Genomic DNA, 25,727 nt, shown 5'->3' with positions numbered 1-25,727 from the left:
TCAGTCGGCGCCGGCCAAGCGCTCGGGCTCGGCCGGCTCGACGCCGCGCCAGGCGTACCAGGCGAAAAACAGCGCCATCAACAGGTAGCCGTGAACGAAGTCTGGCGCGGCGTACCACGCCAGCTTCGGCGCGTGCATCAGGCCAACGAAGGCCATGGCAGCCGCCACCAGAGCGAAGGTGGTGGCCTGGCGGAACTGGCGATCGATCACCGCCACGCACATCGCGCCCAGCAGGATGGCGCTGAACATGGCGCCCTGCCCCAGCGCGCCGATGGCGCTGGAAATGCCCTCAACCACTTCGGGTGCGCCACGGTTGAAGCGCGTCGCCAGGTAGTTGGCGAAGTAAGGCAGCATTGCCAGCGCCACTGCCGGGTAGTAACGGGCGTGGTTGCTGTTGAACGCAGTGGCGATCATCGACATGCCGACGAACACCAGGATCGGCGCCACCACCGATACCGGAATCAGCGCGGCGATGAAGGCGATCAGACCGAACATTGTCGCCAAGCCGTACACCGCGCCATTGAGCAGGCTGTAACCACGCCCGGCGCCCATCCACTTCGAACCCACGGTGGCGATGTAAACGGTGGTCGGGAACACGCCACCGAACAGCGCCCCGAGCGAGGTGCCGAGCCCGTCCACGGCCTGGCACTCGCGCACGCTGTAGCTGTCACCGGCGGCGCTCATGGCCTCGACGTTGTTCATGGTCTCGATGGCGTTGTACAGGGTGATCGGCAGGATCACCGTCATCAGCGCCAGCAGGCTGGTGAACAGCAGGCCCAGGCCTTCGTACCAGGCCAGGTTGGGCAGCAGCGGGTAGAAACCCAGGTGGGTGAAGGCATCGCTGAACTTGCCGCCGTCAGCCGCGCCGATCAGGTAGGCCAGCGCGGTGCCGACGACGATGGCGAACAGCGAGGCCGGCAGACGGAATGGCATGCTCACCCGCGCCACCAGGCCGACGATGGTGATGGCCAGCACCAGCAGGCCGATCACCGGAATTTCCAGAGTCTTGAACAGCATTTCCCCAGCGATGAAGGTCAGTGCCACCCCGGCCACCGCACCGAGCATGGCCGCACGCGGCAGATGACGCTGCACCCAGTTGCCGATCAGGCTGATGTCGGCCTCGATCAGACCACTGATGAAGCACGCGGCCACCGCCACCTTCCACGCAAGTTCGGCATCGCCGGTGAGATTCTTCGCCGGCAGCAGCACGCCGAACAGGAAGACGAACATCACCGGTGTACTGATGCCATAGGACAGCGCCGTCACGTCGGCACGGTTCTCCTTGCGCGCCAGTCGCGCGGCACTAAAGGCGTAGTAGAAGTTGCCGGCCATCACCGCCACCGCCGCGCCTGGCAACACCTGACCGAACACGATCTCGGCAGGAAAACCCATGCCCAGCATGCTGATGGCGATGATCACGAAGTTGGCGATGTTGTTCTGAAACAGGGCGAAAAAGGCGTCGGTGTCTTCCTTCTTGTACCAGGGATAGTGCACGCGTGGCGTCGACATGACTGGCTGAGTCCTTGTTGTCTGAATGGTCAGGTCGGCGAGTCTAGCAACCCGTCGCCGGGGCATAAACGAACAAGGCAGCCGAAGCTGCCTTGTTGGAGGTCGAGACGCGCGCTATGTACGCTGCGCGACCAGACGACGGCGCTGCAGCAGCACGACCAGGCCGAACAGCAGGAAGCCCGGAATCCACATCAGTTCCTTGATCCAGCGGTCGGTCGGTGCCCGCACGCTGAGGATCTGCTGATCGAACTCCAGGCCAGCGTCGGCGGCCAGGCTGCCGAAGGTGACGCTGTCCACCAGCACCTTGTCGCCTTCCTCATAGAGGTTCAGGCCAAGCTTCTCCAGGCGCGCCTGGCCCGAAGCGCCATCCGGCACCGGCAGCAGCACGGTGAACTCACGCGGGTCGCCCACGGCGTTCTCGCCGAGAATACGCAGGCGCAGCGAGCTGCCGTCCTCTACGCCATCGAGCGCTTGCGCCAGCTCGGCCGGCGGCACTTCCTGGTAGGGGTCGTGCAGCATGTCCATCCAGAAGCCGGGGCGGAACAGGGTGAAGGCCACCAGCAGCAGCAACACGCTCTCGTACAGACGGCTGCGCACCAAGAAAAACCCCTGGGTGCCAGCAGCGAATATCAGCATGGCGATGGTCGCCACGATGAAGATGATCACGCCGTGCCAGAAGTCGACGTCGATCAGCAGCAGGTCGGTGTTGAAGATGAACAGGAACGGCAGCGCTGCGGTACGCAGGCTGTAGAAGAACGCCACGATACCGGTCTTGATCGGATCGCCCTTGGACACCGCGGCCGCGGCGAACGAGGCCAGTCCCACCGGCGGGGTCACGTCGGCCATGATGCCGAAGTAGAAGACGAACAGGTGCACCGCGATCAGCGGCACGATCAAGCCATTCTGCTGCCCCAGCGCCACCACCACCGGCGCCAGCAGGCTGGACACCACGATGTAGTTGGCGGTGGTCGGCAGGCCCATGCCGAGGATCAGGCTGAACACTGCCACCAGGATCAGCATCAGCAGCAGGTTGCCCATCGACAGCAGCTCGACCAGGTCGGCCAGCACCAGGCCAACGCCAGTCTGCGACACCGCACCGACGATGACACCGGCCGCCGCCGTGGCGATACCGATGCCGATCATGTTGCGCGCACCAGCAATCAGGCCTTCACGCAGATCGACCACGCCATCGATAAAGCTGCCATGGTCATGGCTGCCATCGCGACGCATCCAGCTCAGCAGCGGGCGCTGGGTGAGCAGGATGATGATCAGCATCACGCTGCCCCAGAAGGCCGACAGGCCGGGGGACAGGCGCTCGATCATCAGGCACCAGACCAGCACCACCACCGGCAACAGGAAGTGCAAACCAGAGAGCAGTACCGCACGGGTCTGCGGCAGTTCTTCCAGCGGCGCATTGGGGTCTTCCGGCGGCAGTACCGGCACACTGGCGGCGACTTTCAGCAGCGCCAGGTAGACCACCGCGAGCAGCGCGCCGATCACCGGCAGGGCGTACTCACCCAGCGCCGGCTTGAGCCAGCCGAGGCCGTAGTAGACCGCCAACGACAGGCCACTGATCAGCGCTGCACCGAAGGCGAAGCCGGTCAGGCGACGCAGCCAGGGCTTGGGCTGATGGCCGCCAATGGGTTGCAGGCCGAGCTTGAGCGCCTCTAGATGGACGATGTAGAGCAGCGCGATGTAGGAAATCGCGGCAGGCAGGAAGGCATGCTTGATGATCTCGACATAGGGCATGCCGATGTACTCGACCATCAGGAAGGCCGCAGCACCCATCACCGGCGGCATGATCTGGCCGTTGACCGAAGAAGCCACCTCTACCGCGCCGGCCTTCTCCGAGGAGAAGCCGGTGCGCTTCATCATCGGAATGGTGAAGGTGCCGGTGGTCACCACGTTGGCGATCGACGAGCCGGAGATCATCCCGGTCAGGCCGGAAGCCAGCACCGCCGCCTTGGCCGGGCCACCACGGAAGTGGCCGAGCATGCTGAATGCCAGCTGGATGAAGTAATGGCCGGCACCGGCTCGCTCGAGCAACGCACCGAACAACACGAAGAGGAACACGAAGCTGGTGGATACGCCCAAGGCGATACCGAACACGCCCTCGGTGGTGATCCACTGGTGGTTGGCCAGCGCGTTGAAGCTGACCCCGCGGTGCGCCAGCAGGCCGGGCATGTAGGGGCCGGCCAGGCTGTAGACGAGAAACACAAGGGCGATGATCGCCAGGGGTGGGCCAAGCGCGCGGCGCGTGGCTTCCAGCAGCAGCGGGATACCGATGCAGGCTGTGACCAGGTCGCCCGTGGTCAGGCTGCCAGGGCGCAGGGCCAGCTGCTGGTAGAAGATGAACAGATAAGCGGCACTGGCAGCAGCGACCAGACCTAGGGCGATATCCAGCAGCGGTACGCGATCACGTGGCGATCTCTTGAATGCCGGATAGGCGAGGAAGGCCAGCAGCAGGGCGAACGCCAGGTGAATGGCGCGGGTCTGGGTATCGTTGAGTACACCAACGCCGAAGATGAACGGCAGTGGTGAGGCGATCCACAATTGGAACAGCGACCAGAGCAAGGCAAGGCCGGTGATCACCTGAGCCATCGGGCCGACGGGCATACGCGCGCCGACATCCTGGGCGATCAGTTCCTCGGTGGAAAGTTGCTTGTCATGCATGGGGCGAACCTGCATTCGAGTAATCGGAGAACGGCAAAACCCGCGGGCCTGCGCCTGCGGGTTTGTTTAACACTAGAAGCGAATCGAGTGATGCGCCTGGCGACGCATCACTAATGGCCCTGGCGGATCGACCGGCAGAGCCAGAGGGCTTACAGCCAGCCGCGTTCCTTGTAGTAACGCTCGGCGCCCTCGTGCAGCGGGGCAGTCAGACCGACCTTGATCATGTCCTCTTCCTTCAGGTCAGCGAAGGCCGGGTGCAGACGCTTGAAGCGATCGATGTTGTCGAATACCGACTTGACCAGTTGGTAGACCACTTCCGGGTCAGCCTTGGCGCTGGTGGACAGCACGGCCTTGCCGCCGATGGACGGAGTCGGCTGATCGTTGCCCTTGTACAGACCGCCAGGGATGTCGGCCTTGGTGTAGTAGGTCTTCTCGGCCAGCAGCTTGTCGATCTCGGCGCCGGTCACCGGAACCAGGACGGCGTCGGTGGTGGTGGTGGCTTCCTGGATCGCGCCGTTGGGATGGCCGACGAAGTAGGTCATGGCGTCGATGTTGTTGTCGCCCAGCGCGCTGGCCTGCTCGGCCGGCTTCAGCTCGGCAGCCAGAGCGAAGGCGGAACGGTCCCAGCCTTTGACGGCGAGGATTTCTTCCAGGGTGTCGCGCTGACCGGAACCCGGGTTGCCGACGTTGACGCGCTTGCCCTTGAGGTCGTCGAAACCTTTGATGTTGGCGTCACGACGGGCGAGGATGGTGAACACTTCGCTCTGCAGCGAGAACACCGCGCGGATGTCGCTCATTGCACCTTCGGCTTCGAACGGCGCAGCGCCGTTGAGGGCCTTGAACTGGTGGTCGGACTGCATGATGCCGAAGTTGAATTCGCCGCTGCGAATGCCATTGACGTTGGCCACGCCGCCGCCACTGGCTGGCGCGTTGCACTTGATACCGTGCTCAGCCGAGCCACGGTTGAGGAAACGGCAGATGGACTGGCCGGCAACGTAATAGACGCCTGTCTGGCCGCCGGTGCCGATGGTGACGAATTTTTCTTCAGCCTGTGCCATACCACTCAGGGCAGTGCCCGCGAGTGCAGCGGACAGGACCCATGCCAAGGATTTGCCTTTCATGGGAAATCTCCTTTTTTCTGTTGTTTTGAGCGAGCGTGCCTTGTGAGCGACGTCCGGGAGGGAAGTCTAACCGCTCACGACGAATATGCACGCCTTGTTGGCCAATCGCTCGTAACCGCTTGTGTGAGGCGCGGGCTATCGCCCATTCCCGGCATTGGGCAGAATCGGCCAATGTCCAACGTCCCTCACGAATCCGCGCAAGCCTCGGTCAGCGCCAGTCTGACCCAGGCCGTGCTGCATGCAGCCAGCCGCCTCGGCCTCGACCGGCAGGCGCTGCTCAATGCCTGTAGCCTGACTGACAAACAGTTGGCCGACCCCGATGCGCGCATCCCGTTCAGCGTCCAGCAGACCCTCTGGCACGAGCTGGATTTACACCTGCCGCATCCAGAGCCCGGCCTGCTGCTCGGGCGTAACCTGACTCCCGGTCCCTTCAGCGTGCTCAGCTACCTGCTGCAGAGCAGTGCCACTCTGGGTGATGCGCTGAACGCCGCACTGCGCTATCAACGCCTCGGTGGCGAGGGCGGCGAGCTGCATATCGACGCGCGCGACGACAGCCTGTTGCTGCTGTACCGCCCGCTGCATCCGCAGCATCCGGCGACCCGCATCCGTGTACTGGCGATGCTGGCCTGCTGGGTGCAGATGACCACGCCCTTGCTCGACGGCTTCCATTTGCTCGGCGCGCAATTTCGTCACGATGCACCTGACGACCTCGAGCCCTATCAGGATGTATTCGCCTGCCCCCTGCAGTTCGCCAGCAGCGACTACGCCATCGCCCTGCCCCGAGCGCTGTGCCAGAAGCCCCTGATCCAGGCCAACCTGCCGCTGCAGCAACTGCTGCGTCAACATGCCGAAACCCTGCTCGCCCGCTTGCCCAGTGCCAGCCTCAGCGCGCGGGTTATCGGCCAGCTCGGCGAACAACTGGCGCATGGCGAGCCCGACCGCGCCGAACTGGCCCGTGCGCTGAACCTGAGCGAACGCACCCTGCAGCGAAGGTTGGCCGAAGAGGGCTGCAGCTACCAGCAACTGCTGGCCGATACACGCCGCCAACTAGCCGAACAACACCTGCGCGACGGTCGTCTGCCTGCGGCGGAAATCGCCCTGCTGCTGGGCTACTCCGAGCCCAGCGTGTTCTTCCGTGCCTTCCGCCAATGGACCGGCCTGACGCCTGGCGAATACCGCACCCAGCACGCCGCTGGCTGAGTCGCAGGCTCGTTCGCCAACACGGCTATCCAAGGGCCATGCAGCTCCATCATGGCCAGGCCGTCCGCGCCGTAAACAGCCTACGGCGGTATCAGCGCATCACCTGCGTCGATGATGACTATGCCTGCGCCTGGCGTGCGCAGCCTGAACCGGAAAGGTTAGAGTAGCCGGCCACGCAACGAGGAGACTCCCTATGAGCCGACTGGCCTCCATCAAGCTCTCCACCCTCGACCTGGCGCCGATTCGCGACGATGGCGATGCCGCTCAAGCCCTGCACAATTCGCTGGCGCTGGCCCGCCATGTCGAGAGTCTCGGCTTCGAAAGATTCTGGGTGGCCGAGCACCACAACATGGACGGCATCGCCAGCTCCGCCACTTCCGTGCTGCTCGGTTACCTGGCCGCCGGCACCTCGAAGATTCGCCTTGGTTCCGGCGGGGTGATGCTGCCCAACCACGCGCCGCTGGTGATCGCCGAACAGTTCGGCACCCTGGCCACGCTCTACCCTGGGCGGATCGAGCTGGGCCTGGGTCGCGCGCCCGGCGCCGATCAGTACACCGCCCATGCCCTACGCCGCAGCCGTGATGGCAGTGCCGACGACTTCCCCAATGACGTCGAAGAACTGCAGGCCTACCTCGGCCCGCGCCAGGAGGGACAGCGAGTGATCGCCATGCCTGGCGCAGGGACCAATGTGCCGATCTGGTTGCTCGGTTCCAGCCTGTTCAGCGCTCAGCTGGCCGGCATGAAAGGCTTGCCCTATGCCTTCGCCTCGCACTTCGCACCACGCTACATGCATGAGGCAGTGCGCACCTACCGTAACCACTTCCGCCCCTCGGCGGTGCTGGACAAGCCTTACGTGATGCTCGGTGTACCGCTGCTGGCAGCCGACAGCGACGAGCAGGCGCAGTACCTGGCCACCTCCGCGTTCCAGCGCATCCTTGCGCTGATCCGTGGCCAGAGTCTGGTGCAGCGCAAGCCGGTGCCAAGCATGGACGGCCTATGGCTGCCGCACGAACGTCAGGCAGTCGGCGAGTTCTTCGGCCTGGCTACCATCGGTGGGCCGCAGACCGTGCGCCAGCGCCTGGAACAGTTGCTGGAGCAGACAGAAGCGGACGAGCTGATCTTCACCTGCGACATGTACGACTTCGCCGACCGCCTGCACGCCTTCGATATCCTCGCCGAGCTGAAGAACGGTTGAGGGCGAACTTTGTGTGCGTTGCCGCCCTCTGAATCAGAACAGGCCGCCAGACCGGTGGCCCCGTTCATACGATGGGAGACGCACATGAAGAAGACAGCTTCAGCCCACTGGCAAGGTGGTATCAAGGACGGCAAAGGCACCATCTCCACTGAAAGTGGTGCCCTCCAGGAATCGCCTTATGGCTTCAACACCCGCTTCGAGGACAAGCCCGGCACCAACCCCGAAGAGCTGATCGGCGCCGCTCATGCAGGCTGTTTTTCCATGGCACTGTCCAAAGAGCTGGGCGACGCTGGCATGACTGCCGAGAGCATCGACACCAAGGCGCAAGTGACCCTGGAGAAGGTGGAAGGCGGCTTCGAAATCAGTACCGTGCACCTGACGCTGCGCGCGAAAATTCCAGGTGCAGATCGCGCTGCCTTCGAGAAAGCGGTGGAAGCGGCCAAGACCGGCTGCCCAGTCTCCAAGGTACTGAAGGCCACGATCACCCTGGAAGGCATACTCGAAGCCTGACCTCGCAGCGGCGGCGCACCCGATGATCAGCGGCGTGCGCCGTGCGCAACAGCCCCGGCCTAGATGGCTGTCCCACAACGCATTACCTCACCCCGCGCCAGCACATTGCGCTGCTCGTCATACAGCCACGCCTGCGCCTTCATCAGCTGTTGGCGTGCCTCGACGCGGTAGCGCTGGCCGGCCGCAAAGTCGTCGTAACGCAGGCGAATCTCGCAGGTCATGCGCAATGGCTCGCTCTGCATACCTATCGAGCCACCACTACGCACCTCGAACTGAAAGCGCGTTTCCAGCTCATGCTTGCCGGGCGTCACCTGGAAGTAGCGGCCATCCGGCCAGCGCTTGCCGTCCAGGCGATCGGCCATCAGCAAGGTATCGGCGCTGGAATACAGTTCGACCCAGGCCTGCTGCGGGTCCGGCTTGGGCAGGGGAGAAGCACAGGCCCCGAGCATCATCAGGGCGGGAGCGAGAAACAGGGCGCGCATGGCGACCTCCACGGTAGGGTTCATGCACCAGCCTACATCGGGAGGCAGGCAAAACCGAGGCGAAACGGGCGTATTCGAACCAGTGGGGCTGGAGACAACCCCTGCGATCAGCTAGCGTGACGACATGCCCAACGCCTTCCCTAAAGACCTGCTGCGCCGCTACGCGGTTCCCCTGCTCGCCCTGCTGCTGGGCGGCTGCTCGACCCTCGATTACTACGCCCATCTTGGCCAGGGCCAATGGCATTTGCTGCAAGCACGCCAGCCGGTCGAACGGCTGCTAAGCAACCCTGCCACAGACCCCGATCTGGCCAGGCGCCTGACGCTGAGCCAGCAGGCGCGGGACTTTGCCAGCGCGCAGCTGCAACTGCCCGAGAACCACAGCTATCGCCTCTACACCGACCTGGAGCGTCCCTTCGTGGTGTGGAATGTCTTCGCCACGCCGGAGTTTTCCCTCGACCCCGAGCTGCATTGTTTCCCCATCGCAGGTTGCGTCGCCTACCGCGGCTACTACCAGCAGGGTCGCGCCCGCGGTGCTGCCGCGCTAATGCGCCAAGCGGGCCTGGACACCTACATCGGCGGCGTCGAGGCCTACTCCACCCTCGGCTGGTTCGATGACCCACTGCTCAACACCATGCTGCGCTGGAGCGACGAGCGCTTCATCGCGGTGATATTCCACGAGCTGGCGCACCAGCAGTACTACCTGCCGGGCGATACGGCCTTCAACGAGTCCTTCGCCACCTTCGTCGAGCGCGAAGGGCTGCGTCAGTGGCATTCGGCCCGCAATGAAACACCCCCGGCCAGCGATGATCGCCAACGCCAGCAGTTCATCGAGCTGGTGCTAGCCAGCCGCGAGCGTCTGCAACGGCTCTACGCCAGCGACCTGCCGGAGTCAGACATGCGCATCGCCAAACAGGCCGAGTTCGAGCGCCTGCGCCGCGACTACCGTGCCTTGCGCCAGCGCGAATGGGGCGGCCAGGGTCGCTATGACGCCTGGATAGAAAGCCCGTTGAACAACGCCAAGCTGCTGCCCTTTGGCCTCTACGATCAATGGGTGCCGGCTTTCGCGACACTGTTCGCCCAGGAAGACCGAGACTGGCGAGCGTTCTATGCCGCAGTGGCAGCACTCGGTCGGTTGCCGCAGGCAGATCGTCGGGCCGCGTTGGAAAGCCTGATGCAAGATGACTAGAACTGATTGGCACATTGCCAGTCCAACCTACTCAGGTTTTCGCCCAACACCGGAGGTACAAGCGATGCAACGACTGATTCCCGCCCTGGCCCTGATGCTCCTTGCTGGCGGTGCGCTGGCCGCGCCCAAGCCCTGCGAAGAACTCAAGCAGGAAATCGAAGTGAAGATTCAGGCCAACAACGTGCCCAGCTACACCCTGGAAATAGTGCCCAACGCCGAAGTTCAGGATCAGAGCATGGTCGTCGGCAGCTGCGACGGCGGCACCAAGAAGATCGTCTATCAGCGCAACGGCTGATACACCCCCTGTAGGAGCGAGCTTGCTCGCGAAGCTTTCGCTTTCATTCGCGAGCAGAGCTCGCTCCTACAGTTTCAGCAGATGAAGGCCTGACGCATTTCCTCCAGCGTCTCGAAGTGAAAGTCCGGCGCCTCGCCGAGCAACTCCTCACGACTACCGAATCCGTAACCGACCGCCACCGCCTGCAAGCCATTGCTGCGCGCACCGATCAGGTCATGCTTGCGGTCGCCAATCATCAACGCCGAGCCGGGCGCCAGTCGTTCCGACTCCAGCAGGTGTGCCAACAGCTCCACCTTGTTGGTACGGGTGCCGTCCAGCTCACTGCCATAGATGCGCTTGAAGTAGCGATCGAAGCCGAAGTGCCGGGCGATTTCCTCGGCGAACACCGTGGGCTTACTGGTCGCGATATACAGCGTGCGGCCCTGCGCCACCAGCGCCTCGAGCAGCGTATCAACGCCATCGAACACGCGGTTCTCGTACAGACCGGTAACCCGGAAGCGCTCGCGGTAGTGGTTGACCGCCTGCCAGCCGGTGGCCTCATCCAGCGCGTAGGTGGCCATGAAGCACTGCAACAAGGGCGGGCCGATGAAATGCTCCAGCGCCGTCAGGTCCGGCTCGTCGATGCCCAGCTTGGCCAGCGCATACTGCACCGAACGGGTGATGCCCTCACGCGGGTCGGTCAGGGTGCCGTCGAGGTCGAAGAGAATGGTGGAGTGATGCATGGCGGGCGCCTATTCGCAATCGAAACAGCCGCGAAGGATACCCGCCTTTTACCGCTGGCTCACGCCTCAGCGGCCTGCGCGTGATAGCCCCAACGCAGCCCGAGGCGAGTGAATGGCCGCAGCAGCACCAGTTGCAGCAGGCTGAAGAGCAGCATCAATACGAGGCTGTTTCCCAGGCCAAGCCAAAGCAGCGCCAGCAGTACAATGCCGCAAAGCAGTGCACTGCCTATCCACAATGACAGAGTGATCGCCACCGCCGCTGCCAGCCGTCCACCCTTGAATCCTCGCACCTGCGCTGGCAGTGCCGCACGTGCGGTGAAGAACGCGACCAGCAGATACAGCCCGGCATTCACCAGGTTGACCAGTGCCTCCCAGCCCTGCAGCTCGTACCCGTAGGCCATGCCGCTCAGCAGCTGGGTGGTCATTCCGGCCAGTTGCAGGGAAGCCACCACGACGGCGAGCGCGAAGCACCAGGCCAGTGTCGTCCCCGGCACCTGCAAATCGTCAGCGACTACTTCGGCCTGGTGTCGAAACAGGTGCAGCAGCAGCCAGAGCGGTAGCAGCACCTCGAGGCAAAAGGTCAACAAACCGACGCCCCACCAGCCGAAGCCCATCAGCAGGCGCCCACTGCCGTAGGTATCCATCTGCTCATACAACCACATGTACAAATGCCCCGAGGCATACCCCAGCCCCCAGCTCAGCAACAGATACAGCACCCCATAGCTCACCAACAGCACCGCCGGCTGCCGGTAACTCGCCACGCTGTGGCGCTCCATATAGACATTGGCCAGCCAGTAGACACCCAGCCCGGCCATCAGCAAATGGGTTAGCCAGTAGCTGGCGACGTAACGCAGCCAGAACATGACATCGGTGGCGACATCGTTCATCAGCCACCCGATCAGCGTGACCGCGATGCTGACCACGCTTATCAGCAGCGCCACACCCACCAGATGCAGCGGCAACACCGGCAGTTGCCTTGCGCCCAATGTCGGTGCGAGCGGTTCGGGAGCGAAGGGATTGGGTTCGGTCATGGGGCGATCCTTGTCGTCGAAACAGTCCGTTGGAGGTAGTCGGAGAATAACTACCTTGTTGACGCTGGAAAGTGCAAAAGCCCATTTGCGTGCTGCAGTCGATGCAGACGCCAGGCTACTCATCCGCCTTACTAGCGCGTGCTTATCAGTCCAGCAAACTACGAAACATCACATGGCAATCCACCAATCCATGCCGGGCGTGGCGGTAGGCCTTGGGCAAGGTGCCGACTATCGCGAAGCCGTGTTTCTGCCACAGAGCCACCGCGACCTCGTTGGTGGCCACTACGCTGTTGAACTGCATGGCGCTGAAACCCAGCTCGCGCGCCACCTGCAGCGAATGAGCGCAGAGCCGGCTGGCGATGCCGCGGCCACGGGCGGCCGGGGCGGTCATATAGCCGCAGTTGCATACGTGGTCACCCGGCCCAGCGGCATTGGCCTTGATGTAGTAGGTGCCGAGAATCTGCCCGCCCTGCTCGGCAACGAAGGTCGCGCGGGGTAGTTCGACCCAGGTTTTCCAGGCCGTTTCGCGATCCATCTGCGGGTCGAAGGCGTAGGTTTCCTGCGCCTGCACCACGTCGCGGATGATCGGCCAGACCTGGTCGAAATCGGCCGCCTCGATGGGCCGGATGATCAGTTCATCGCTCACTGGTCGTAGCCTTCAGCCAGGTGCAGGTCCTTGAGCTTCACGTAGTTGCCGGCCGTGTAGCTGAAGAAGTTGCGTTCCTTGTCGGTCAGCGGACGGGCCTGTTTCACCGGGCTGCCGACGTAGAGATAGCCGCTTTCCAGGCGTTTGCCCGGCGGCACCAGCGAGCCAGCACCGATGATCACCTCGTCCTCGACCACCGCGCCGTCCATGACGATACTGCCCATGCCGACCAGAATCCGGTTGCCCAGGGTGCAGCCGTGCAGGGTGACCTTGTGCCCGACGGTCACTTCATCACCGATGGTGAGCGGGAAGCCCTCGGGGTTGAACGGCCCGGCGTGGGTGATATGCAGCACGCTGCCATCCTGCACGCTGGTGCGCGCACCGATGCGGATGCGGTGCATATCGCCACGGATCACGGTCAGCGGCCAAACCGAGCTGTCCTCCCCCAGTTCGACGTCACCGATGACCACGGCGCTGGCATCGACGAAAGCCCTTTCGCCAAGCTGTGGAGTGGCTTGTTGGTAACTACGAATCGCCACGATAGAAATCTCCTGGGCTGCGGGAAAGCTTGATTCTAATTAAGATCACCCCCATGTCGGTTGTAATCGCGCCAGAAAAATTGCCGCTCTGCGCCGCAACCCCACATTCATTCGCCACAGGTGCCTCGTCGTGACCGCGAACAATCCCCTGCTGCAAGACTTCGACCTGCCGCCCTACTCGCAGATCAAACCGGAACACGTCGAGCCCGCCGTCGACCAGATTCTGGCGGACAGCCGCGCCGCCATCGCCAAGCTGCTCGAAGCGCAGCAGGCCAATCCGAGCTGGGACGGCCTGGTGCTGGCGCTGGACGAACTGGGCGCGCGCCTGGGTCGGGCCTGGAGCCCGGTGAGCCACCTCAACGCCGTATGCAACAGCGCCGAGCTGCGCGCGGCCTACGAGGCCTGCCTGCCCAAGCTGTCGGAATACTGGACCGAAATGGGCCAGAACAAGCCGCTGTTCGAGGCCTATGACGCGCTGGCCAAAAGCCCGGCTGCCGCCAGCTTCGACGTGGCGCAGCAGACCATTCTCGAACACGCCCTGCGTGACTTCCGCCTGTCCGGCATCGACCTGCCAGCCGAGCAGCAGAAGCGCTATGGCGAAATCCAGATGCGCCTGTCCGAGCTGACCAGCAAGTTTTCCAACCAGTTGCTCGACGCTACCCAAGCCTGGACCAAGCACATCACCGACGAGACGCGCCTGAACGGCCTGACCGACTCGGCCAAGGCGCAGATGAAGCAGGCTGCCGAGGCCAAGAGCTTGGACGGCTGGCTGATCACCCTGGAATTCCCCAGCTACTACGCGGTAATGACCTACGCCGAAGACCGCGCGCTGCGCGAAGAGGTGTACGCCGCCTACTGCACCCGCGCCTCCGACCAGGGGCCGAACGCCGGGCAGAACGATAACGGCCCGCTGATGGCCGAGATTCTCGACCTGCGTCAGGAGCTGGCGCGCCTGCTCGGCTTCGCCAACTACAGCGAACTGAGCCTGGCCAGCAAGATGGCCGAGAACACCGATCAGGTGCTGAGCTTCCTGCGCGATCTGGCGGTACGCAGCAAGCCCTTCGCCGAGCAGGATCTGAGTGAGCTGAAAGCCTTCGCCACCGAGCAGGGCCTGGATGACCTGCAAAGCTGGGACGTCGGCTACTACAGCGAGCGCCTGCGCCAGCAGCGCTACAGCATCTCCCAGGAAGAAGTGCGCGCCTGGTTCCCGGTGGACAAGGTGCTCACCGGCCTGTTCGCCATCGTGCAGAAGCTCTACGGCATCGAGATTCGCGAGCTGAAAGGCTTCGACACCTGGCACCCGGATGTGCGCCTGTTCGAGATTCAGGAGAACGGCCAGCATGTCGGTCGCTTCTTCTTCGACCTCTACGCCCGCGCCAACAAGCGCGGCGGTGCCTGGATGGACGGCGCCCGCGACAAGCGCCGCACCGCCGACGGCCAACTGATCGCCCCGGTAGCCAACCTGGTGTGCAACTTCACCCCGCCGGTCGGTGGTAAACCGGCGCTGCTGACCCACGATGAGGTCACCACCCTGTTCCACGAATTCGGCCACGGCCTGCATCACCTGCTGACCCGTGTCGAGCACGCCGGCGCCTCGGGCATCAACGGCGTGGCCTGGGACGCGGTCGAGCTGCCCAGCCAGTTCATGGAGAACTGGTGCTGGGAGCCGGAAGGCCTGGCGCTGATCTCCGGCCACTATGAAACCGGCGAGGCACTGCCACAGGCCATGCTGGACAAGATGCTGGCGGCGAAGAACTTCCAGTCCGGGCTGATGATGGTGCGCCAGCTGGAGTTCTCCCTGTTCGACTTCGAACTGCATGCCACCCACGGCGACGGCCGCAGCGCGCTGGATGTGATCGAGGCGATCCGCAGCGAAGTCTCGGTGCTGCGCCCACCTGCCTACAACCGCTTCGCCAACGGCTTCGCACACATCTTCGCCGGTGGCTATGCGGCCGGTTACTACAGCTACAAGTGGGCCGAAGTGCTCAGCGCCGATGCCTTCTCGAAATTCGAGGAAGAAGGTGTGTTCAACGCCGATACCGGCCGCGCCTTCCGCGAAGCGATCCTCGCCCGTGGCGGCTCGCAGGCGCCAATGGTGCTGTTCGTCGACTTCCGTGGCCGCGAGCCGAGCATCGACGCCCTGCTGCGCCACCTCGGCCTGAGCCAGGAGGCCGCATGAGCGACGCCCCGGTGAACAGCACGCCAAAACGCTTCATCGCCGGTGCCGTGTGCCCGGCGTGCAGCGAGACCGACAGCATCAAGATGTGGAACGTCGACGGCGTGCCGCACCGCGAATGCGTCAAGTGCGGCTATGCCGACACCCTCGACGCACGCGGCAACTCGGTGCCCAAGGAGATCCCCACGCGGGTCAACGTCAGCGGCCTGAAACCCAAGGCTGCCGACCCCAACGTGCAGGCGGTGCAGTTCTTTCCCAATCCGAAGCTGAAAAAGCCGAGCGAGCCCAACTAGTCCGGGCATTCTCGGGTGGGTTAGCGGCGCCGAGTGCCGATGATGCAGGCGAGTTGCACCCGCATGACTTTACTCGCGGAAAAACTCCCCGGGCGTCGCACCGAACTGGCGGCGAAAGGCCGCGATAAACGCCGATAACGAGTCGTAGCCGCAGGCCAGCGCCACATCAGTGACACGCTCGCCCTGCTCCAGCGGGGTGAGCGCATCGAGCAGGCGCTGGCGCTGGCGCCATACGCGAAAGCTCAGGCCCGTTTCACGCAGGAACAGCCGGCTCAGGGTCTTCTCCGACACCCCCAGGCGCTCGCCCCATTCGGCCAGCCCCAGCTGACGCAGCGTTGCATCCTCCAATCCCTGGCACACTTCGCGCAGCCGCGCGTCTTGCGGCAGCGGCAGCATCAACGCCACGTCCGGTGCTGCGCGCAGTTCGTCCAGCAACACAGCAGCTAGCCTGCCAGGTGCACCCTGCTCGTCATACTCGGCCGGTAACGCACTGAAGCCGCGAATCAGCTCGCGCAGTAGCGGGCTGACCGCCAGCACTCGACATTCGGCCGGCCCCCAGGGCACCGCGCTGCCGTCGATGTACAGACTGCGCATCTCGGTGCGCGGCGAGCTGAATACCTGATGCTCGACACCTGCCGGTACCCACACCGCGCGCTGTGGCGGAGCGACGAAGCGCGCGCCAAGAGTCTGCACCTCGAGTACCCCGGCGATAGCATAGGACAGTTGCACCCAGGGGTGCGTATGGCGAAAGGTCAGGGCGCGGTTGGTCAGCGATTCGGTGCGGCCATAGAGCGGCCGAGGCAGGCTCGGCAGCTCGGGCAGGCTGCGATGCAGGGTAGCGGGCTGTCTGTTTGTCGACACTTGCTGGCTCTTTAGCGTTAGCCGGAAATTTTCGATGACGATAGTCTGGCGCCCTCCTGTATCGCAAGTCCGAGATTCGCCATGTTCCTGCGCCGCCTGCTGCCCGATAATTTCACCCTGACCCTGCTCGCTGTGGTGCTCGCCGCCACGTTGCTGCCTGCCAGCGGCCAGGTCGCCACGACCTTCGAGTGGATCACCAACCTGGCCATCGCCCTGCTGTTCTTCATGCACGGCGCGAAGCTGTCGCGCCAAGCGATTCTCGCTGGCGCCGGGCACTGGCGCCTGCACCTGCTGGTATTCGCCTGCACCTTCATCCTCTTCCCGCTGCTCGGCCTGGCGCTCAGGCCGGCGCTGGAGCCGCTGCTGGGCAAAGAGCTGTACCTGGGCATGCTCTACCTGTGCGCACTGCCGGCCACCGTGCAATCGGCCATCGCCTTCACCTCGCTGGCGCGCGGCAACATCCCGGCGGCGATCTGCAGCGCGGCAGCCTCCAGCCTGCTGGGTATCTTCCTCACCCCGCTGCTGGTGGCCTTCCTGATGGGCGTGCACGGCGACAACGGCTCGACCCTCGACGCCATCGGCAAGATCAGCCTGCAGTTGCTGCTGCCGTTCGTTCTCGGCCAGATCGCTCAGCGCTGGATCGGCGGCTGGGTCAACCAGAACAAGAGCTGGCTGAAATACGTCGACCAGAGCTCGATCCTGCTGGTGGTCTACACCGCCTTCAGCGCCGCGGTGATTGGCGGCCTGTGGCAGCAGGTTCCGCTGGCCACCCTGCTGCTGGTGATTGCCGCCTGCTGCGTGTTGTTGGCGCTGGCCCTGGTGCTGACCCACCTGCTGGGCAAATGGATGGGCTTCAGCCTGGAAGACCGCATCACCATCCTCTTCTGTGGCTCGAAGAAGAGCCTGGCCACCGGCGTGCCCATGGCCCAGGTGCTGTTCGCCGGCAGCACCATCGGCGTACTGATCCTGCCGCTGATGCTGTTCCACCAGATCCAGCTGATGGTCTGCGCGGTGCTCGCACAGCGTTACGCCAAACGTGAGGAGGCACCGCAGACCGCGGCCGTTTGATCGACGCCGCGATGGAAGGGACTTGCTCGGGCTCGAAATAACTGTATTTTTATACAGCATATTTTGGAGTCCGAGCATGTCCGTCAGCCTGCCGCCACGTGGCCGTGGTACCGCCAGCAATCCGCACAACCGCTATGCGCCAACCCGCTCACAGCAGGAAGACGACGGCTGGTATCAGGACGAAACACCGCCAAGTCGCGCCACCGAAGTGCGCAAGGAGCAGGCGAAGACGGCGATCACTCGCAATAACTCACCGGACGTCGGCTTCGACCGCTCGGTGAATCCCTACCGCGGCTGTGAACATGGCTGCATCTACTGCTTCGCCAGGCCAACTCACGCCTACTGGGACATGTCGCCCGGCATCGACTTCGAAACCCGTCTGATCGCCAAGACCAACCTGGCCGAGCGCCTCGAGGAGCAACTGCAGAAACCCGGCTACGTGCCACAGCCGATTGCCCTTGGCATGAATACCGACGCCTACCAGCCCATCGAGCGTGAACAGCGCCTGACCCGCCAGACCCTGGAAATCCTGCTGCGCTACAAGCACCCGCTGCACCTGATCACCAAGGGCTCGCTGATCCTGCGCGACGTTGACCTGCTCAGCGAGCTGGCACACCACAATCTGGTCAGCGTGGCCTTCAGCCTGACCACCCTGGATGACGAACTGAAACGCATCATGGAGCCGCGTACCGCCGCCCCAGCGGCGCGCCTGCGTGCCATGCGCACGCTACATGAGGCGGGGGTGCCGGTCAGCGCCATCTGCGCGCCGATGATTCCGCAGATCAACGACATGGAGCTGGAGGCGCTGCTGGAAGCCGCCCGTGATGCCGGTGCTCGCTCGGCCGGCTACGTGCTGCTGCGCCTGCCGCTGGAGATCGCCGGGTTGTTCGAGGAGTGGCTGCAGGTGCACTTTCCGGAGCGCGCCGCACACGTTATGAGCCTGATTCGCCAGAGCCGCGGCGGCAAGAATTACGACAGCCGCTTCGGCAGTCGCATGCGTGGCGAGGGCCTGTTCGCTGAACTGTTGGAACAGCGTTTTCGTCTGGCGCGGCGCAAGCTCGGCCTGGATCGGCGCGGCAGCGTGATGCTGGACTGTTCGCAGTTCTGCCCGCCGGGTGCGCAATTGAGCCTGCTCTGACTTGGCAGCCCGTCTCGATATGTTAAAACGTGGTGATCGAGGTACTGGCCAACGACAACCATGAACCGCACATCCCGCGTAGCCGATCCGTCCTACGAACTGATGGACGACCACGAAGGCCATTCGCTGATCTACCGTCAGCACGGTTTTCCCTCGCCCCTCGTGCGCTGGCACTTTCACAAGGAATACGAGCTGCACCTGATCGTCGCCAGCTCCGGCAAGGTGTTCATCGGCGACTACATCGGCAACTTCTCCCCCTACACCCTGTTCCTTACCGGCCCCGGCCTGCCGCACAACTGGATCAGCCAGGTCGAGGAAGGCGAGGAGGTGGAAACACGCGACATGCTGGTCAACTTCACCGATGAAGTGCTGGAAAGCGGTACCGCCGTGTTCGCCGAGCTCAATGTCCTGCAACCCTTGCTGGCCCGCGCGCAGTTCGGCATCGAGTTCCGTGACCCACAGATGATTCGCGAAGCCAGCGTGCTGATGGGCAAGATCGCCAGTGGCCGTGGCATCACGCGCCTGGGCCATTTTTTCATCCTCATGGAACTACTCGCCGGCAGTGAGGATTACCAGCTGCTCTCGGCCGTGACCTCGTCGGAGCTGGGCGACGAGCAGCATGTCGAACGCATCAACCGGGCAGTGGACTATATCTTCCAACACTACGCGCAAGGCATCAGCCAGGAAGAAGTCGCCGACCACCTAGGCATGACCACCACCTACTTCTCGCGCTTCTTCAAGCAAGCCACCGGGCGCGGCTTCGTCGAGTTCGTCAATCGCCTGCGGGTGAGCAAATCCTGCGAGCTGCTGAGTAAGAGCGACAAGCCGGTGACCGACGTGTGCTTCGAGTCCGGCTTCAGCAACATTTCCAACTTCAACCGCCGTTTCCAGCAGCTCAAGGGCATGACCCCGTCGGGCTATCGCAAGCTGGCGGTGCAGCGCCTGACCGAGCAAAACCTGTACTGAATCAGCAGCAGCACTCTGCGCCAATATCGTCCACAACCCTCATGCCAGGCCGTTTCTCCGACGGTCTGATTGGTTTGCGCTTCCTCTTCGAGTGCAAAAAAGTATCGATAGCTGTGCGTTCAAGGATTTGTCCGCACGCGCTTGCGGGGGTGTAATCCGGCCCGAGCGAAACAAAAACAATAACGTTCTTCCGTAGCCGTGCTGGCGCGGGAGAGGAGTTCACAAACATGAACAACTCGATCAAAGCACTCGTTGCAGCCTCCTGCCTGTCCCTCACCGTGGTCGCCCAGGGCGCCGAAACCCTGACCATCGCCACGGTCAACAACAGCGACATGATCCGCATGCAGCGGCTCGCCAAGACCTTCGAAGAACAGAACCCCGATATCCGCCTGAAATGGGTGGTGCTCGAGGAAAACGTATTGCGCCAACGCCTGACCACCGATATCGCCACTCAGGGCGGCCAGTTCGACGTGCTCACTATCGGCATGTACGAAGCCGCATTGTGGGGCGAGAAAGGCTGGCTGGAGCCGATGACCGAGCTGCCGGCCGACTACGACCTCGACGACGTCTTCCCCTCGGTGCGCGAAGGCCTGTCCGTCAAGGGTGAGCTGTACGCCCTGCCGTTCTATGCCGAAGCCTCGATCACCTATTACCGCAAGGATCTGTTCGAACAGGCCGGCCTGGAAATGCCCGAGCAGCCGACCTGGGAGCAGATGGCCGAATTCGCCGGCAAGCTGCATCAGCCGGACAAGGGCGTCTACGGTCTGTGCCTGCGCGGCAAGGCAGGCTGGGGCGAGAACATGGCGCTGATCACCACCCTGGCCAACGCCTACGGTGCGCGCTGGTTCGACGAGCAGTGGCAACCGGAATTCACCGGCAGCGAGTGGAAGAACGCGCTGAACTTCTACGTCGACAACATGAAGAAGTACGGCCCACCCGGCGCGTCCAGCAACGGCTTCAACGAGAACCTGGCGCTATTCAACAGTGGCAAGTGCGCGTTGTGGGTCGATGCCAGCGTCGCCGGCTCCTTCGTTACCGACAAATCCCAAAGCAAGGTCGCCGACGCGATGGGCTTCACCTTCGCGCCGACCCAGGTCACCGACAAGGGCGCCTCCTGGCTGTATTCCTGGGCGCTGGCGATCCCCACCAGCTCCAAGTCCAAGGACGCCGCCAAGACCTTCAGCGCCTGGGCCACCTCCAAGGCCTATGCCGAGTTGGTCGCCGAGAAGGATGGCGTGGCCAACGTGCCGCCAGGCACCCGTGCCTCGACCTACAGTGATGCCTACATGCAGGCCGCGCCGTTCGCCAAGGTCACTCTGGACTCGCTGAAGAAGGCTGACCCGGCCAACCCCAGCGCCAAGCCGGTGCCCTATGTGGGTATCCAGTTGGTGACCATTCCCGAGTTCCAGGCCATCGGCACTAGCGTCGGCAAACTGTTCGCCGCCGCCCTGACCGGGCAGATGCAGCCTGAGCAGGCGCTGCAGGCCGCCCAGCAGAGCACTGCCCGGGAAATGAAACGCGCCGGGTATCCGAAGTAAACAACCCGCAGTCCCGCGGTTCCGTAGGGTGGGCCGGGCGGCGTTCCGCTTTAGCCCACCACGAACTCAAGGTGAAACGGTGGGCTGAAGCCCACCCTACGGGATGGAACGCCGCCCGGCCACCGCGAGTCCGCTCTAGATACACCACCTCCCCCATTACGCCTTCGGAGGCATGATGAATTCTCCGGCCATCGATACCCCCGCCGCGCAGGCCAGCACGCCGGTGGCGCAAAAGCCTCGGCGCCTGGCGCCCGGCTGGTTTCTGGTCAGCCCTTCGGTCGCTTTGCTGCTGATCTGGATGATCGTGCCGCTGGGCATGACCGTCTATTTCTCGCTGATCCGCTACAACCTGCTCTACCCCGGCGAGAACGATTTCGTCGGCCTGGAGAACTTCGAATACTTCGTCACCGACGCCGCCTTCCTGTCCGGCGCCGGCAATACCCTGCTGCTGGTGGGCAGCGTGTTGTTGATCAGCGTGGTGCTCGGCGTCCTGATCTCCGCATTGCTGGAGGCCAGCGAGTTCTTCGGCCGCGGTATCGTGCGGGTGCTGCTGATCTCGCCGTTCTTCATCATGCCCACGGTCAGTGCGCTGCTGTGGAAGAACCTGATCTTCCATCCGGTATCGGGGATTCTCGCCGCCATCTGGCAGTTCTTCGGCGCCCAGCCGGTGGACTGGCTGGCCCACCATCCGTTGTTCTCGATCATCATGATCGTGTCCTGGCAATGGCTGCCGTTCGCCATTCTGATCCTGATGACCGCCATGCAGTCACTGGATCAGGAACAGAAGGAAGCCGCGCGCCTCGACGGCGCCGGGCCCATCGCCATCTTCTGGCACCTGACCCTGCCGCACCTGGCGCGGCCGATTGCCGTGGTGGTGATGATCGAGACCATCTTCCTGCTCTCGGTATTCGCCGAGATCTACACCACCACCAGCGGCGGCCCAGGTTACGAGTCGACCAACCTCGCCTACCTGATCTACACCCAGGCGCTGCTGCAGTTCGACGTCGGCATGGCTTCGGCCGGCGGGCTGATCGCGGTGGTGATCGCCAACATCGCTGCCATCGTGCTGATCCGCATGATCGGCAAGAACCTGACCGACAAGCAGTGAGGGCCCTGAGATGCTGACGCTGAAACAATCCCGTCGCCTGCAGAGCCTGATCATCGGCGCCCTGGCCTGGGCAATCGCCGCGGTGATCTTCTTCCCGATCTTCTGGATGGTGCTGACCAGCCTGAAGACCGAGATCGACGCCTTCGCCACGCCACCGCAGTTCATCTTCACCCCGACGCTGGAGAACTACCTGCACATCAACGAGCGCAGCGACTACTTCGCCTTCGCCTGGAACTCGGTGCTGATCTCCGTCTCGGCGACGCTGCTGTGCATGTGCCTGGCCGTACCGGCGGCCTATTCCATGGCCTTCTTCGAAACCCGCCACACCAAGCGCACGCTGCTGTGGATGCTGTCGACCAAGATGCTGCCGCCGGTGGGCGTGCTGGTGCCGATCTACCTGCTGGCCAAGCAGTTCGGTCTGCTCGATTCACGCCTGGCACTGATCATCATCTACACCCTGATCAACCTGCCGATCGTGGTGTGGATGGTTTACACCTACTTCAAGGACATCCCCGTGGACATCCTCGAAGCGGCGCGCCTGGATGGCGCCACCACCTGGCAGGAGATCGTCCGCGTACTGCTGCCGATCGCTCGCGGCGGCCTGGCATCGACCATGTTGCTGTCGCTGATCCTGTGCTGGAACGAGGCGTTCTGGTCGCTCAACCTGACCAGTTCCGCCGCCGCCCCGCTGACCGCCCTGGTGGCCTCCTACTCCAGCCCCGAGGGCCTGTTCTGGGCCAAGCTTTCCGCCGTTTCGACCCTGGCCTGTGCGCCCATCCTGATCTTCGGCTGGATCAGCCAAAAACAACTTGTACGCGGCCTGTCCTTCGGCGCGGTGAAATAACGGGAGACTTTCAACATGGCTGATCTGAAGATCCGCAATCTGCAAAAAGGCTTCGACGGTACGGCGATCATCAAGGGCGTCGACCTGGACATCCGCGACCGTGAATTCGTGGTTTTCGTCGGCCCCTCGGGCTGTGGTAAATCCACCCTGCTGCGCCTGATCGCCGGGCTCGAAGAAGTCAGCAGCGGCCACATCGAACTCGATGGCCAGGACATCACCGACATGGCCCCGGCACGCCGCGACCTGGCCATGGTGTTCCAGACTTACGCGCTGTATCCGCACATGACCGTGCGCAAGAACCTGTCCTTCGCCCTCGACCTGGCCCGCGTGGGCAAGCAGGAGATCGAGGCCAAGGTCGCCAACACCGCGCGCATCCTGCAGCTCGACGCCCTGCTCGAACGCAAACCCAAACAGCTCTCCGGTGGCCAGCGCCAGCGCGTGGCCATCGGCCGCGCCATCGTGCGCAACCCGAAGATCTTCCTGTTCGACGAGCCGCTGTCCAACCTCGACGCCGCCCTGCGCGTACAGACCCGCCTGGAACTGGCACGGCTGCACAAGGACCTGCAGGCCACCATGATCTACGTGACCCACGATCAGGTCGAAGCCATGACCCTGGCCGACAAGGTAGTGGTGCTCAATGGCGGGCGTGTCGAGCAGGTCGGCTCGCCGCTGGAGCTGTATCACCATCCGGCCAACCTGTTCGTCGCCGGCTTTCTCGGCACACCGAAGATGGGCTTTCTGCGCGGCACCCTGAACAGGGTCGAGGCCGACAACTGCGACGTGCAACTGGAGTGCGGCACGCACCTGACGCTGCCGCTGTCCGCCGCCGGCCTCAGCGTCGGCAGCACGGTAACCCTGGGCGTACGTCCGGAGCACCTCAACGTGGTCAGCACCGGCAACGGCCGAATGCAGGTGACGGCCGACGTCAGCGAGCGCCTGGGCAGCGATACCTTCTGCCACGTGTCGTGCGCCTCGGGCGAGATGCTCACGGTGCGCGTGCGTGGCGACTTCGCGCCGCGCTACGGCGACACCCTGACACTGGATTTCGATACGGCGCACTGCCACCTCTTCGACGCCGATGGCCAAGCCGTCGCCAAACCACTGCAGCAGGCCGCCTGACGCCGCTCCACCACGGGATTTTTCAGATGAAACTCAATCGCCAGCAGCTTTCCCGGCTTGGCGGCGCCGTAGCGCTGCCCAGCTACACCGCCGACATGATCCGCACCGGCATCGCCCATTTTGGCGTCGGTGGTTTTCACCGCGCCCACCAGGCGGTATACACCGACGCCCTGATGAACCAGGGCCTGGCGCTCGACTGGGGTATCTGCGGGGTCGGCGTGCGCAGTGAAGACCGCGCCATGCGCGATGCCCTGGCCGGCCAGGATTACCTCTACACCCTGGTCGAACTGGGCGACGAGCCGAACCTGCCGGTGCGGGTGATCGGCGCAATCAACGACATGCTGCTGGCCGAAGAGTCGCCGCAGGCGCTGATCGACAAACTGGCCGACCCGGCGATTCGCATCGTCTCGCTGACCATTACCGAAGGTGGTTACTGCATCGACGACAGCACCGGCGAATTTCTCGCCGAGCTGCCAGCCATCGAGCACGACCTGCAACATCCCGAGTCACCAAAGAGCGTGTTCGGCTTTCTCTGCGCTGCCCTGGCCAAACGCCGTGCTGCCGGCATCCCGGCCTTCACCCTGATGTCCTGCGATAACCTGCCGCACAACGGCGATGTCACGCGCAAGGCGCTGCTGGCCTTCGCCCACCTGGCCGACCATGAGCTGGCCACCTGGATCGACCACCACGTGAGTTTTCCCAACGCCATGGTCGACCGCATCACGCCGATGACCAGCGCCGCCCATCGCCAGCAACTGGCTGAGCAGCACGGCGTCGACGATGCCTGGCCGGTGGTCTGCGAGCCCTTCGTGCAATGGGTGCTGGAGGACAAGTTCGTCAGCGGCCGCCCGGCCTGGGAAGCGGTCGGCGTGCAGTTCACCGACGACGTCACGCCCTACGAGGAAATGAAGATCAAGCTGCTCAACGGCAGCCACCTGGCGCTGACCTACCTGGGCTTTCTCAAGGGCTATCGCTTCGTCCACGAAACCATGAACGACCCGCTGATGCGCCAGTACGTACGCACCTTCATGGACCTCGACGTGACGCCGCAGCTGGCGCCGGTGCCAGGCATCGACCTGAGCACCTACAAGGACACGCTGATCGAGCGCTTCTCCAACCAGGCTATCGCCGACCAGCTGGAGCGGGTCTGCTCCGATGGCTCATCGAAGTTTCCCAAGTTCATCGTGCCCACCCTGCATCGCCTGATTGAGGACGGCAAACCGCTGGACCGCGTGGCCCTGGTGGTCGCAGCCTGGGCGTTGTACCTCAAGGGCGTGGACGAAACCGGCGCCAGCTACCGCATACCCGACCCGCGCGCCGAACACTGCCAGGCACTGGTGGCCGACGATGCGCAACTCACCGCACGGGTGCTCGGCGAGGAGGCGATCTTCGGCAGCGCACCAGGGCGTTCGGCCGAGTTCGTCGCCGCCTTCGAACGCAGCCTGGCCAGGCTGCGCGAGCAGGGCGTGAGCCAGACCCTGCACAACCTGTTGCACGCCTGAGGCCC

At 63.7% G+C, this 25,727-nt stretch carries 24 protein-coding genes; 15 read left to right on the top strand and 9 right to left on the bottom strand.

Translation table 11 applies throughout. The annotated features are described in order from the left end of the window. The 3 genes from RTH74_RS16215 to RTH74_RS16205 form a co-directional block, all read right to left on the bottom strand. Nucleotides 1-1,509, bottom strand: coding sequence for an NCS2 family permease (locus tag RTH74_RS16215; RefSeq protein ID WP_316915346.1), 1,509 nt, complete (start codon nt 1,507-1,509; stop codon nt 1-3). 114 nt (nt 1,510-1,623) lie between these two features. Next, nucleotides 1,624-4,182 carry a TRAP transporter permease gene (locus tag RTH74_RS16210; protein WP_316915345.1) on the bottom strand — a complete coding sequence of 853 codons (2,559 nt, stop codon included), beginning with the start codon at nt 4,180-4,182 and terminating at the stop codon, nt 1,624-1,626. A 149-nt stretch (nt 4,183-4,331) separates the two neighbouring features. Beyond that, a complete protein-coding gene (locus RTH74_RS16205; protein WP_316915344.1) occupies nt 4,332-5,303 on the bottom strand; it encodes a TAXI family TRAP transporter solute-binding subunit in 972 nt (323 codons plus the stop codon). Nucleotides 5,304-5,474: 171 nt separating this feature from the next. Here RTH74_RS16205 and RTH74_RS16200 point away from each other — a divergent pair, with 171 nt between their 5' ends. From RTH74_RS16200 to RTH74_RS16190, 3 genes are all read left to right on the top strand, one after another. Beyond that, the gene (locus tag RTH74_RS16200) at nt 5,475-6,503 is read left to right on the top strand and encodes an AraC family transcriptional regulator (protein ID WP_316915343.1); all 1,029 of its coding nucleotides are present in this window, start codon (nt 5,475-5,477) and stop codon (nt 6,501-6,503) included. Nucleotides 6,504-6,696: 193 nt separating this feature from the next. Further along, nucleotides 6,697-7,698 carry an LLM class flavin-dependent oxidoreductase gene (locus RTH74_RS16195; RefSeq protein ID WP_099526766.1) on the top strand — a complete coding sequence of 334 codons (1,002 nt, stop codon included), beginning with the start codon at nt 6,697-6,699 and terminating at the stop codon, nt 7,696-7,698. 84 nt (nt 7,699-7,782) lie between these two features. Next, nucleotides 7,783-8,208 carry an OsmC family protein gene (locus tag RTH74_RS16190; RefSeq protein ID WP_316915342.1) on the top strand — a complete coding sequence of 142 codons (426 nt, stop codon included), beginning with the start codon at nt 7,783-7,785 and terminating at the stop codon, nt 8,206-8,208. 59 nt (nt 8,209-8,267) lie between these two features. Here RTH74_RS16190 and RTH74_RS16185 read toward each other — a convergent pair whose 3' ends face one another. Then, on the bottom strand, nt 8,268-8,690 hold the full coding sequence (locus tag RTH74_RS16185) for a hypothetical protein (RefSeq protein WP_106734184.1): 423 nt from the start codon (nt 8,688-8,690) through the stop codon (nt 8,268-8,270). Nucleotides 8,691-8,814: 124 nt separating this feature from the next. Between RTH74_RS16185 and RTH74_RS16180 the strand changes: the two genes are divergently transcribed. Together RTH74_RS16180 and RTH74_RS16175 are read left to right on the top strand one after the other, a co-directional pair. Next, nucleotides 8,815-9,876, top strand: coding sequence for an aminopeptidase (locus RTH74_RS16180; RefSeq protein WP_316915341.1), 1,062 nt, complete (start codon nt 8,815-8,817; stop codon nt 9,874-9,876). A 64-nt stretch (nt 9,877-9,940) separates the two neighbouring features. After that, entirely contained in the window at nt 9,941-10,171 is a 231-nt protein-coding gene (locus RTH74_RS16175; protein ID WP_106734182.1) for a DUF1161 domain-containing protein, read from the top strand. Nucleotides 10,172-10,245: 74 nt separating this feature from the next. Here the strand turns inward: RTH74_RS16175 and RTH74_RS16170 are convergent, their stop codons facing one another. The 4 genes from RTH74_RS16170 to RTH74_RS16155 form a co-directional block, all read right to left on the bottom strand. Then, on the bottom strand, nt 10,246-10,893 hold the full coding sequence (locus RTH74_RS16170) for an HAD family hydrolase (protein WP_316915340.1): 648 nt from the start codon (nt 10,891-10,893) through the stop codon (nt 10,246-10,248). Nucleotides 10,894-10,952: 59 nt separating this feature from the next. Next, nucleotides 10,953-11,924 (bottom strand): hypothetical protein, encoded by a 972-nt coding sequence (locus RTH74_RS16165; RefSeq protein ID WP_316915339.1) that lies wholly within the window; start codon nt 11,922-11,924, stop codon nt 10,953-10,955. 145 nt (nt 11,925-12,069) lie between these two features. Continuing rightward, nucleotides 12,070-12,570, bottom strand: coding sequence for a GNAT family N-acetyltransferase (locus RTH74_RS16160; RefSeq protein WP_316915338.1), 501 nt, complete (start codon nt 12,568-12,570; stop codon nt 12,070-12,072). Next, complete coding sequence (locus tag RTH74_RS16155) at nt 12,567-13,109, bottom strand: gamma carbonic anhydrase family protein (RefSeq protein WP_316915337.1); 543 nt, start codon at nt 13,107-13,109, stop codon at nt 12,567-12,569. Before RTH74_RS16155 ends, RTH74_RS16160 begins: the two co-directional genes overlap by 4 nt. 130 nt (nt 13,110-13,239) lie before the next feature. Between RTH74_RS16155 and prlC the strand changes: the two genes are divergently transcribed. Continuing rightward, nucleotides 13,240-15,288 carry an oligopeptidase A gene (gene prlC / locus RTH74_RS16150; protein ID WP_316915336.1) on the top strand — a complete coding sequence of 683 codons (2,049 nt, stop codon included), beginning with the start codon at nt 13,240-13,242 and terminating at the stop codon, nt 15,286-15,288. Then, the gene (locus RTH74_RS16145; protein ID WP_316915335.1) at nt 15,285-15,578 is read left to right on the top strand and encodes a YheV family putative zinc ribbon protein; all 294 of its coding nucleotides are present in this window, start codon (nt 15,285-15,287) and stop codon (nt 15,576-15,578) included. Before prlC ends, RTH74_RS16145 begins: the two co-directional genes overlap by 4 nt. Nucleotides 15,579-15,647: 69 nt before the next feature. Here RTH74_RS16145 and RTH74_RS16140 read toward each other — a convergent pair whose 3' ends face one another. Then, a complete protein-coding gene (locus RTH74_RS16140; RefSeq protein WP_099526776.1) occupies nt 15,648-16,439 on the bottom strand; it encodes an AraC family transcriptional regulator in 792 nt (263 codons plus the stop codon). Between the two features lie 81 nt (nt 16,440-16,520). Here RTH74_RS16140 and RTH74_RS16135 point away from each other — a divergent pair, with 81 nt between their 5' ends. The 8 genes from RTH74_RS16135 to RTH74_RS16100 all read left to right on the top strand — a co-directional run bounded on the left by RTH74_RS16135 (nt 16,521) and on the right by RTH74_RS16100 (nt 25,722). Continuing rightward, nucleotides 16,521-17,507, top strand: a complete 987-nt coding sequence (locus RTH74_RS16135) for a bile acid:sodium symporter family protein (RefSeq protein WP_316915334.1) — start codon at nt 16,521-16,523, stop codon at nt 17,505-17,507. 76 nt (nt 17,508-17,583) lie between these two features. After that, nucleotides 17,584-18,645: a PA0069 family radical SAM protein gene (locus RTH74_RS16130; RefSeq protein ID WP_316915333.1), complete on the top strand. Its 1,062-nt coding sequence runs from the start codon at nt 17,584-17,586 to the stop codon at nt 18,643-18,645. Between the two features lie 60 nt (nt 18,646-18,705). Next, nucleotides 18,706-19,611: an AraC family transcriptional regulator gene (locus RTH74_RS16125; protein WP_316915332.1), complete on the top strand. Its 906-nt coding sequence runs from the start codon at nt 18,706-18,708 to the stop codon at nt 19,609-19,611. 227 nt (nt 19,612-19,838) lie between these two features. Continuing rightward, a complete protein-coding gene (locus RTH74_RS16120) occupies nt 19,839-21,149 on the top strand; it encodes a sugar ABC transporter substrate-binding protein (RefSeq protein ID WP_316915331.1) in 1,311 nt (436 codons plus the stop codon). Between the two features lie 175 nt (nt 21,150-21,324). Next, complete coding sequence (locus RTH74_RS16115; RefSeq protein ID WP_106734171.1) at nt 21,325-22,257, top strand: carbohydrate ABC transporter permease; 933 nt, start codon at nt 21,325-21,327, stop codon at nt 22,255-22,257. A 10-nt stretch (nt 22,258-22,267) separates the two neighbouring features. Next, on the top strand, nt 22,268-23,101 hold the full coding sequence (locus RTH74_RS16110) for a carbohydrate ABC transporter permease (protein WP_106734170.1): 834 nt from the start codon (nt 22,268-22,270) through the stop codon (nt 23,099-23,101). Between the two features lie 15 nt (nt 23,102-23,116). Beyond that, nucleotides 23,117-24,220 carry a sn-glycerol-3-phosphate ABC transporter ATP-binding protein UgpC gene (locus RTH74_RS16105; RefSeq protein ID WP_316915330.1) on the top strand — a complete coding sequence of 368 codons (1,104 nt, stop codon included), beginning with the start codon at nt 23,117-23,119 and terminating at the stop codon, nt 24,218-24,220. A 26-nt stretch (nt 24,221-24,246) separates the two neighbouring features. Then, on the top strand, nt 24,247-25,722 hold the full coding sequence (locus tag RTH74_RS16100) for a mannitol dehydrogenase family protein (RefSeq protein WP_316915329.1): 1,476 nt from the start codon (nt 24,247-24,249) through the stop codon (nt 25,720-25,722). Nucleotides 25,723-25,727 lie beyond the last annotated feature (5 nt).

Source organism: Pseudomonas sp. zfem001 (assembly GCF_032621725.1).
Classification (GTDB): Bacteria; Pseudomonadota; Gammaproteobacteria; order Pseudomonadales; family Pseudomonadaceae; genus Aquipseudomonas; species Aquipseudomonas sediminis.
This window is presented reverse-complemented; position numbering and strand designations above follow the sequence as displayed.

Bases quoted from the DNA above. Each gene is read 5' to 3' on its own strand.
- RTH74_RS16215 (WP_316915346.1), bottom strand. From the start codon at position 1,509: ATGTCGACGCCACGCGTGCACTATCCCTGGTACAAGAAGGAAGACACC.
- RTH74_RS16210 (WP_316915345.1), bottom strand. From the start codon at position 4,182: ATGCATGACAAGCAACTTTCCACCGAGGAACTGATCGCCCAGGATGTC.
- RTH74_RS16205 (WP_316915344.1), bottom strand. From the start codon at position 5,303: ATGAAAGGCAAATCCTTGGCATGGGTCCTGTCCGCTGCACTCGCGGGC.
- RTH74_RS16200 (WP_316915343.1), top strand. From the start codon at position 5,475: ATGTCCAACGTCCCTCACGAATCCGCGCAAGCCTCGGTCAGCGCCAGT.
- RTH74_RS16195 (WP_099526766.1), top strand. From the start codon at position 6,697: ATGAGCCGACTGGCCTCCATCAAGCTCTCCACCCTCGACCTGGCGCCG.
- RTH74_RS16190 (WP_316915342.1), top strand. From the start codon at position 7,783: ATGAAGAAGACAGCTTCAGCCCACTGGCAAGGTGGTATCAAGGACGGC.
- RTH74_RS16185 (WP_106734184.1), bottom strand. From the start codon at position 8,690: ATGCGCGCCCTGTTTCTCGCTCCCGCCCTGATGATGCTCGGGGCCTGT.
- RTH74_RS16180 (WP_316915341.1), top strand. From the start codon at position 8,815: ATGCCCAACGCCTTCCCTAAAGACCTGCTGCGCCGCTACGCGGTTCCC.
- RTH74_RS16175 (WP_106734182.1), top strand. From the start codon at position 9,941: ATGCAACGACTGATTCCCGCCCTGGCCCTGATGCTCCTTGCTGGCGGT.
- RTH74_RS16170 (WP_316915340.1), bottom strand. From the start codon at position 10,893: ATGCATCACTCCACCATTCTCTTCGACCTCGACGGCACCCTGACCGAC.
- RTH74_RS16165 (WP_316915339.1), bottom strand. From the start codon at position 11,924: ATGACCGAACCCAATCCCTTCGCTCCCGAACCGCTCGCACCGACATTG.
- RTH74_RS16145 (WP_316915335.1), top strand. From the start codon at position 15,285: ATGAGCGACGCCCCGGTGAACAGCACGCCAAAACGCTTCATCGCCGGT.
- RTH74_RS16135 (WP_316915334.1), top strand. From the start codon at position 16,521: ATGTTCCTGCGCCGCCTGCTGCCCGATAATTTCACCCTGACCCTGCTC.
- RTH74_RS16130 (WP_316915333.1), top strand. From the start codon at position 17,584: ATGTCCGTCAGCCTGCCGCCACGTGGCCGTGGTACCGCCAGCAATCCG.
- RTH74_RS16125 (WP_316915332.1), top strand. From the start codon at position 18,706: ATGAACCGCACATCCCGCGTAGCCGATCCGTCCTACGAACTGATGGAC.
- RTH74_RS16120 (WP_316915331.1), top strand. From the start codon at position 19,839: ATGAACAACTCGATCAAAGCACTCGTTGCAGCCTCCTGCCTGTCCCTC.
- RTH74_RS16115 (WP_106734171.1), top strand. From the start codon at position 21,325: ATGAATTCTCCGGCCATCGATACCCCCGCCGCGCAGGCCAGCACGCCG.
- RTH74_RS16110 (WP_106734170.1), top strand. From the start codon at position 22,268: ATGCTGACGCTGAAACAATCCCGTCGCCTGCAGAGCCTGATCATCGGC.
- RTH74_RS16105 (WP_316915330.1), top strand. From the start codon at position 23,117: ATGGCTGATCTGAAGATCCGCAATCTGCAAAAAGGCTTCGACGGTACG.
- RTH74_RS16100 (WP_316915329.1), top strand. From the start codon at position 24,247: ATGAAACTCAATCGCCAGCAGCTTTCCCGGCTTGGCGGCGCCGTAGCG.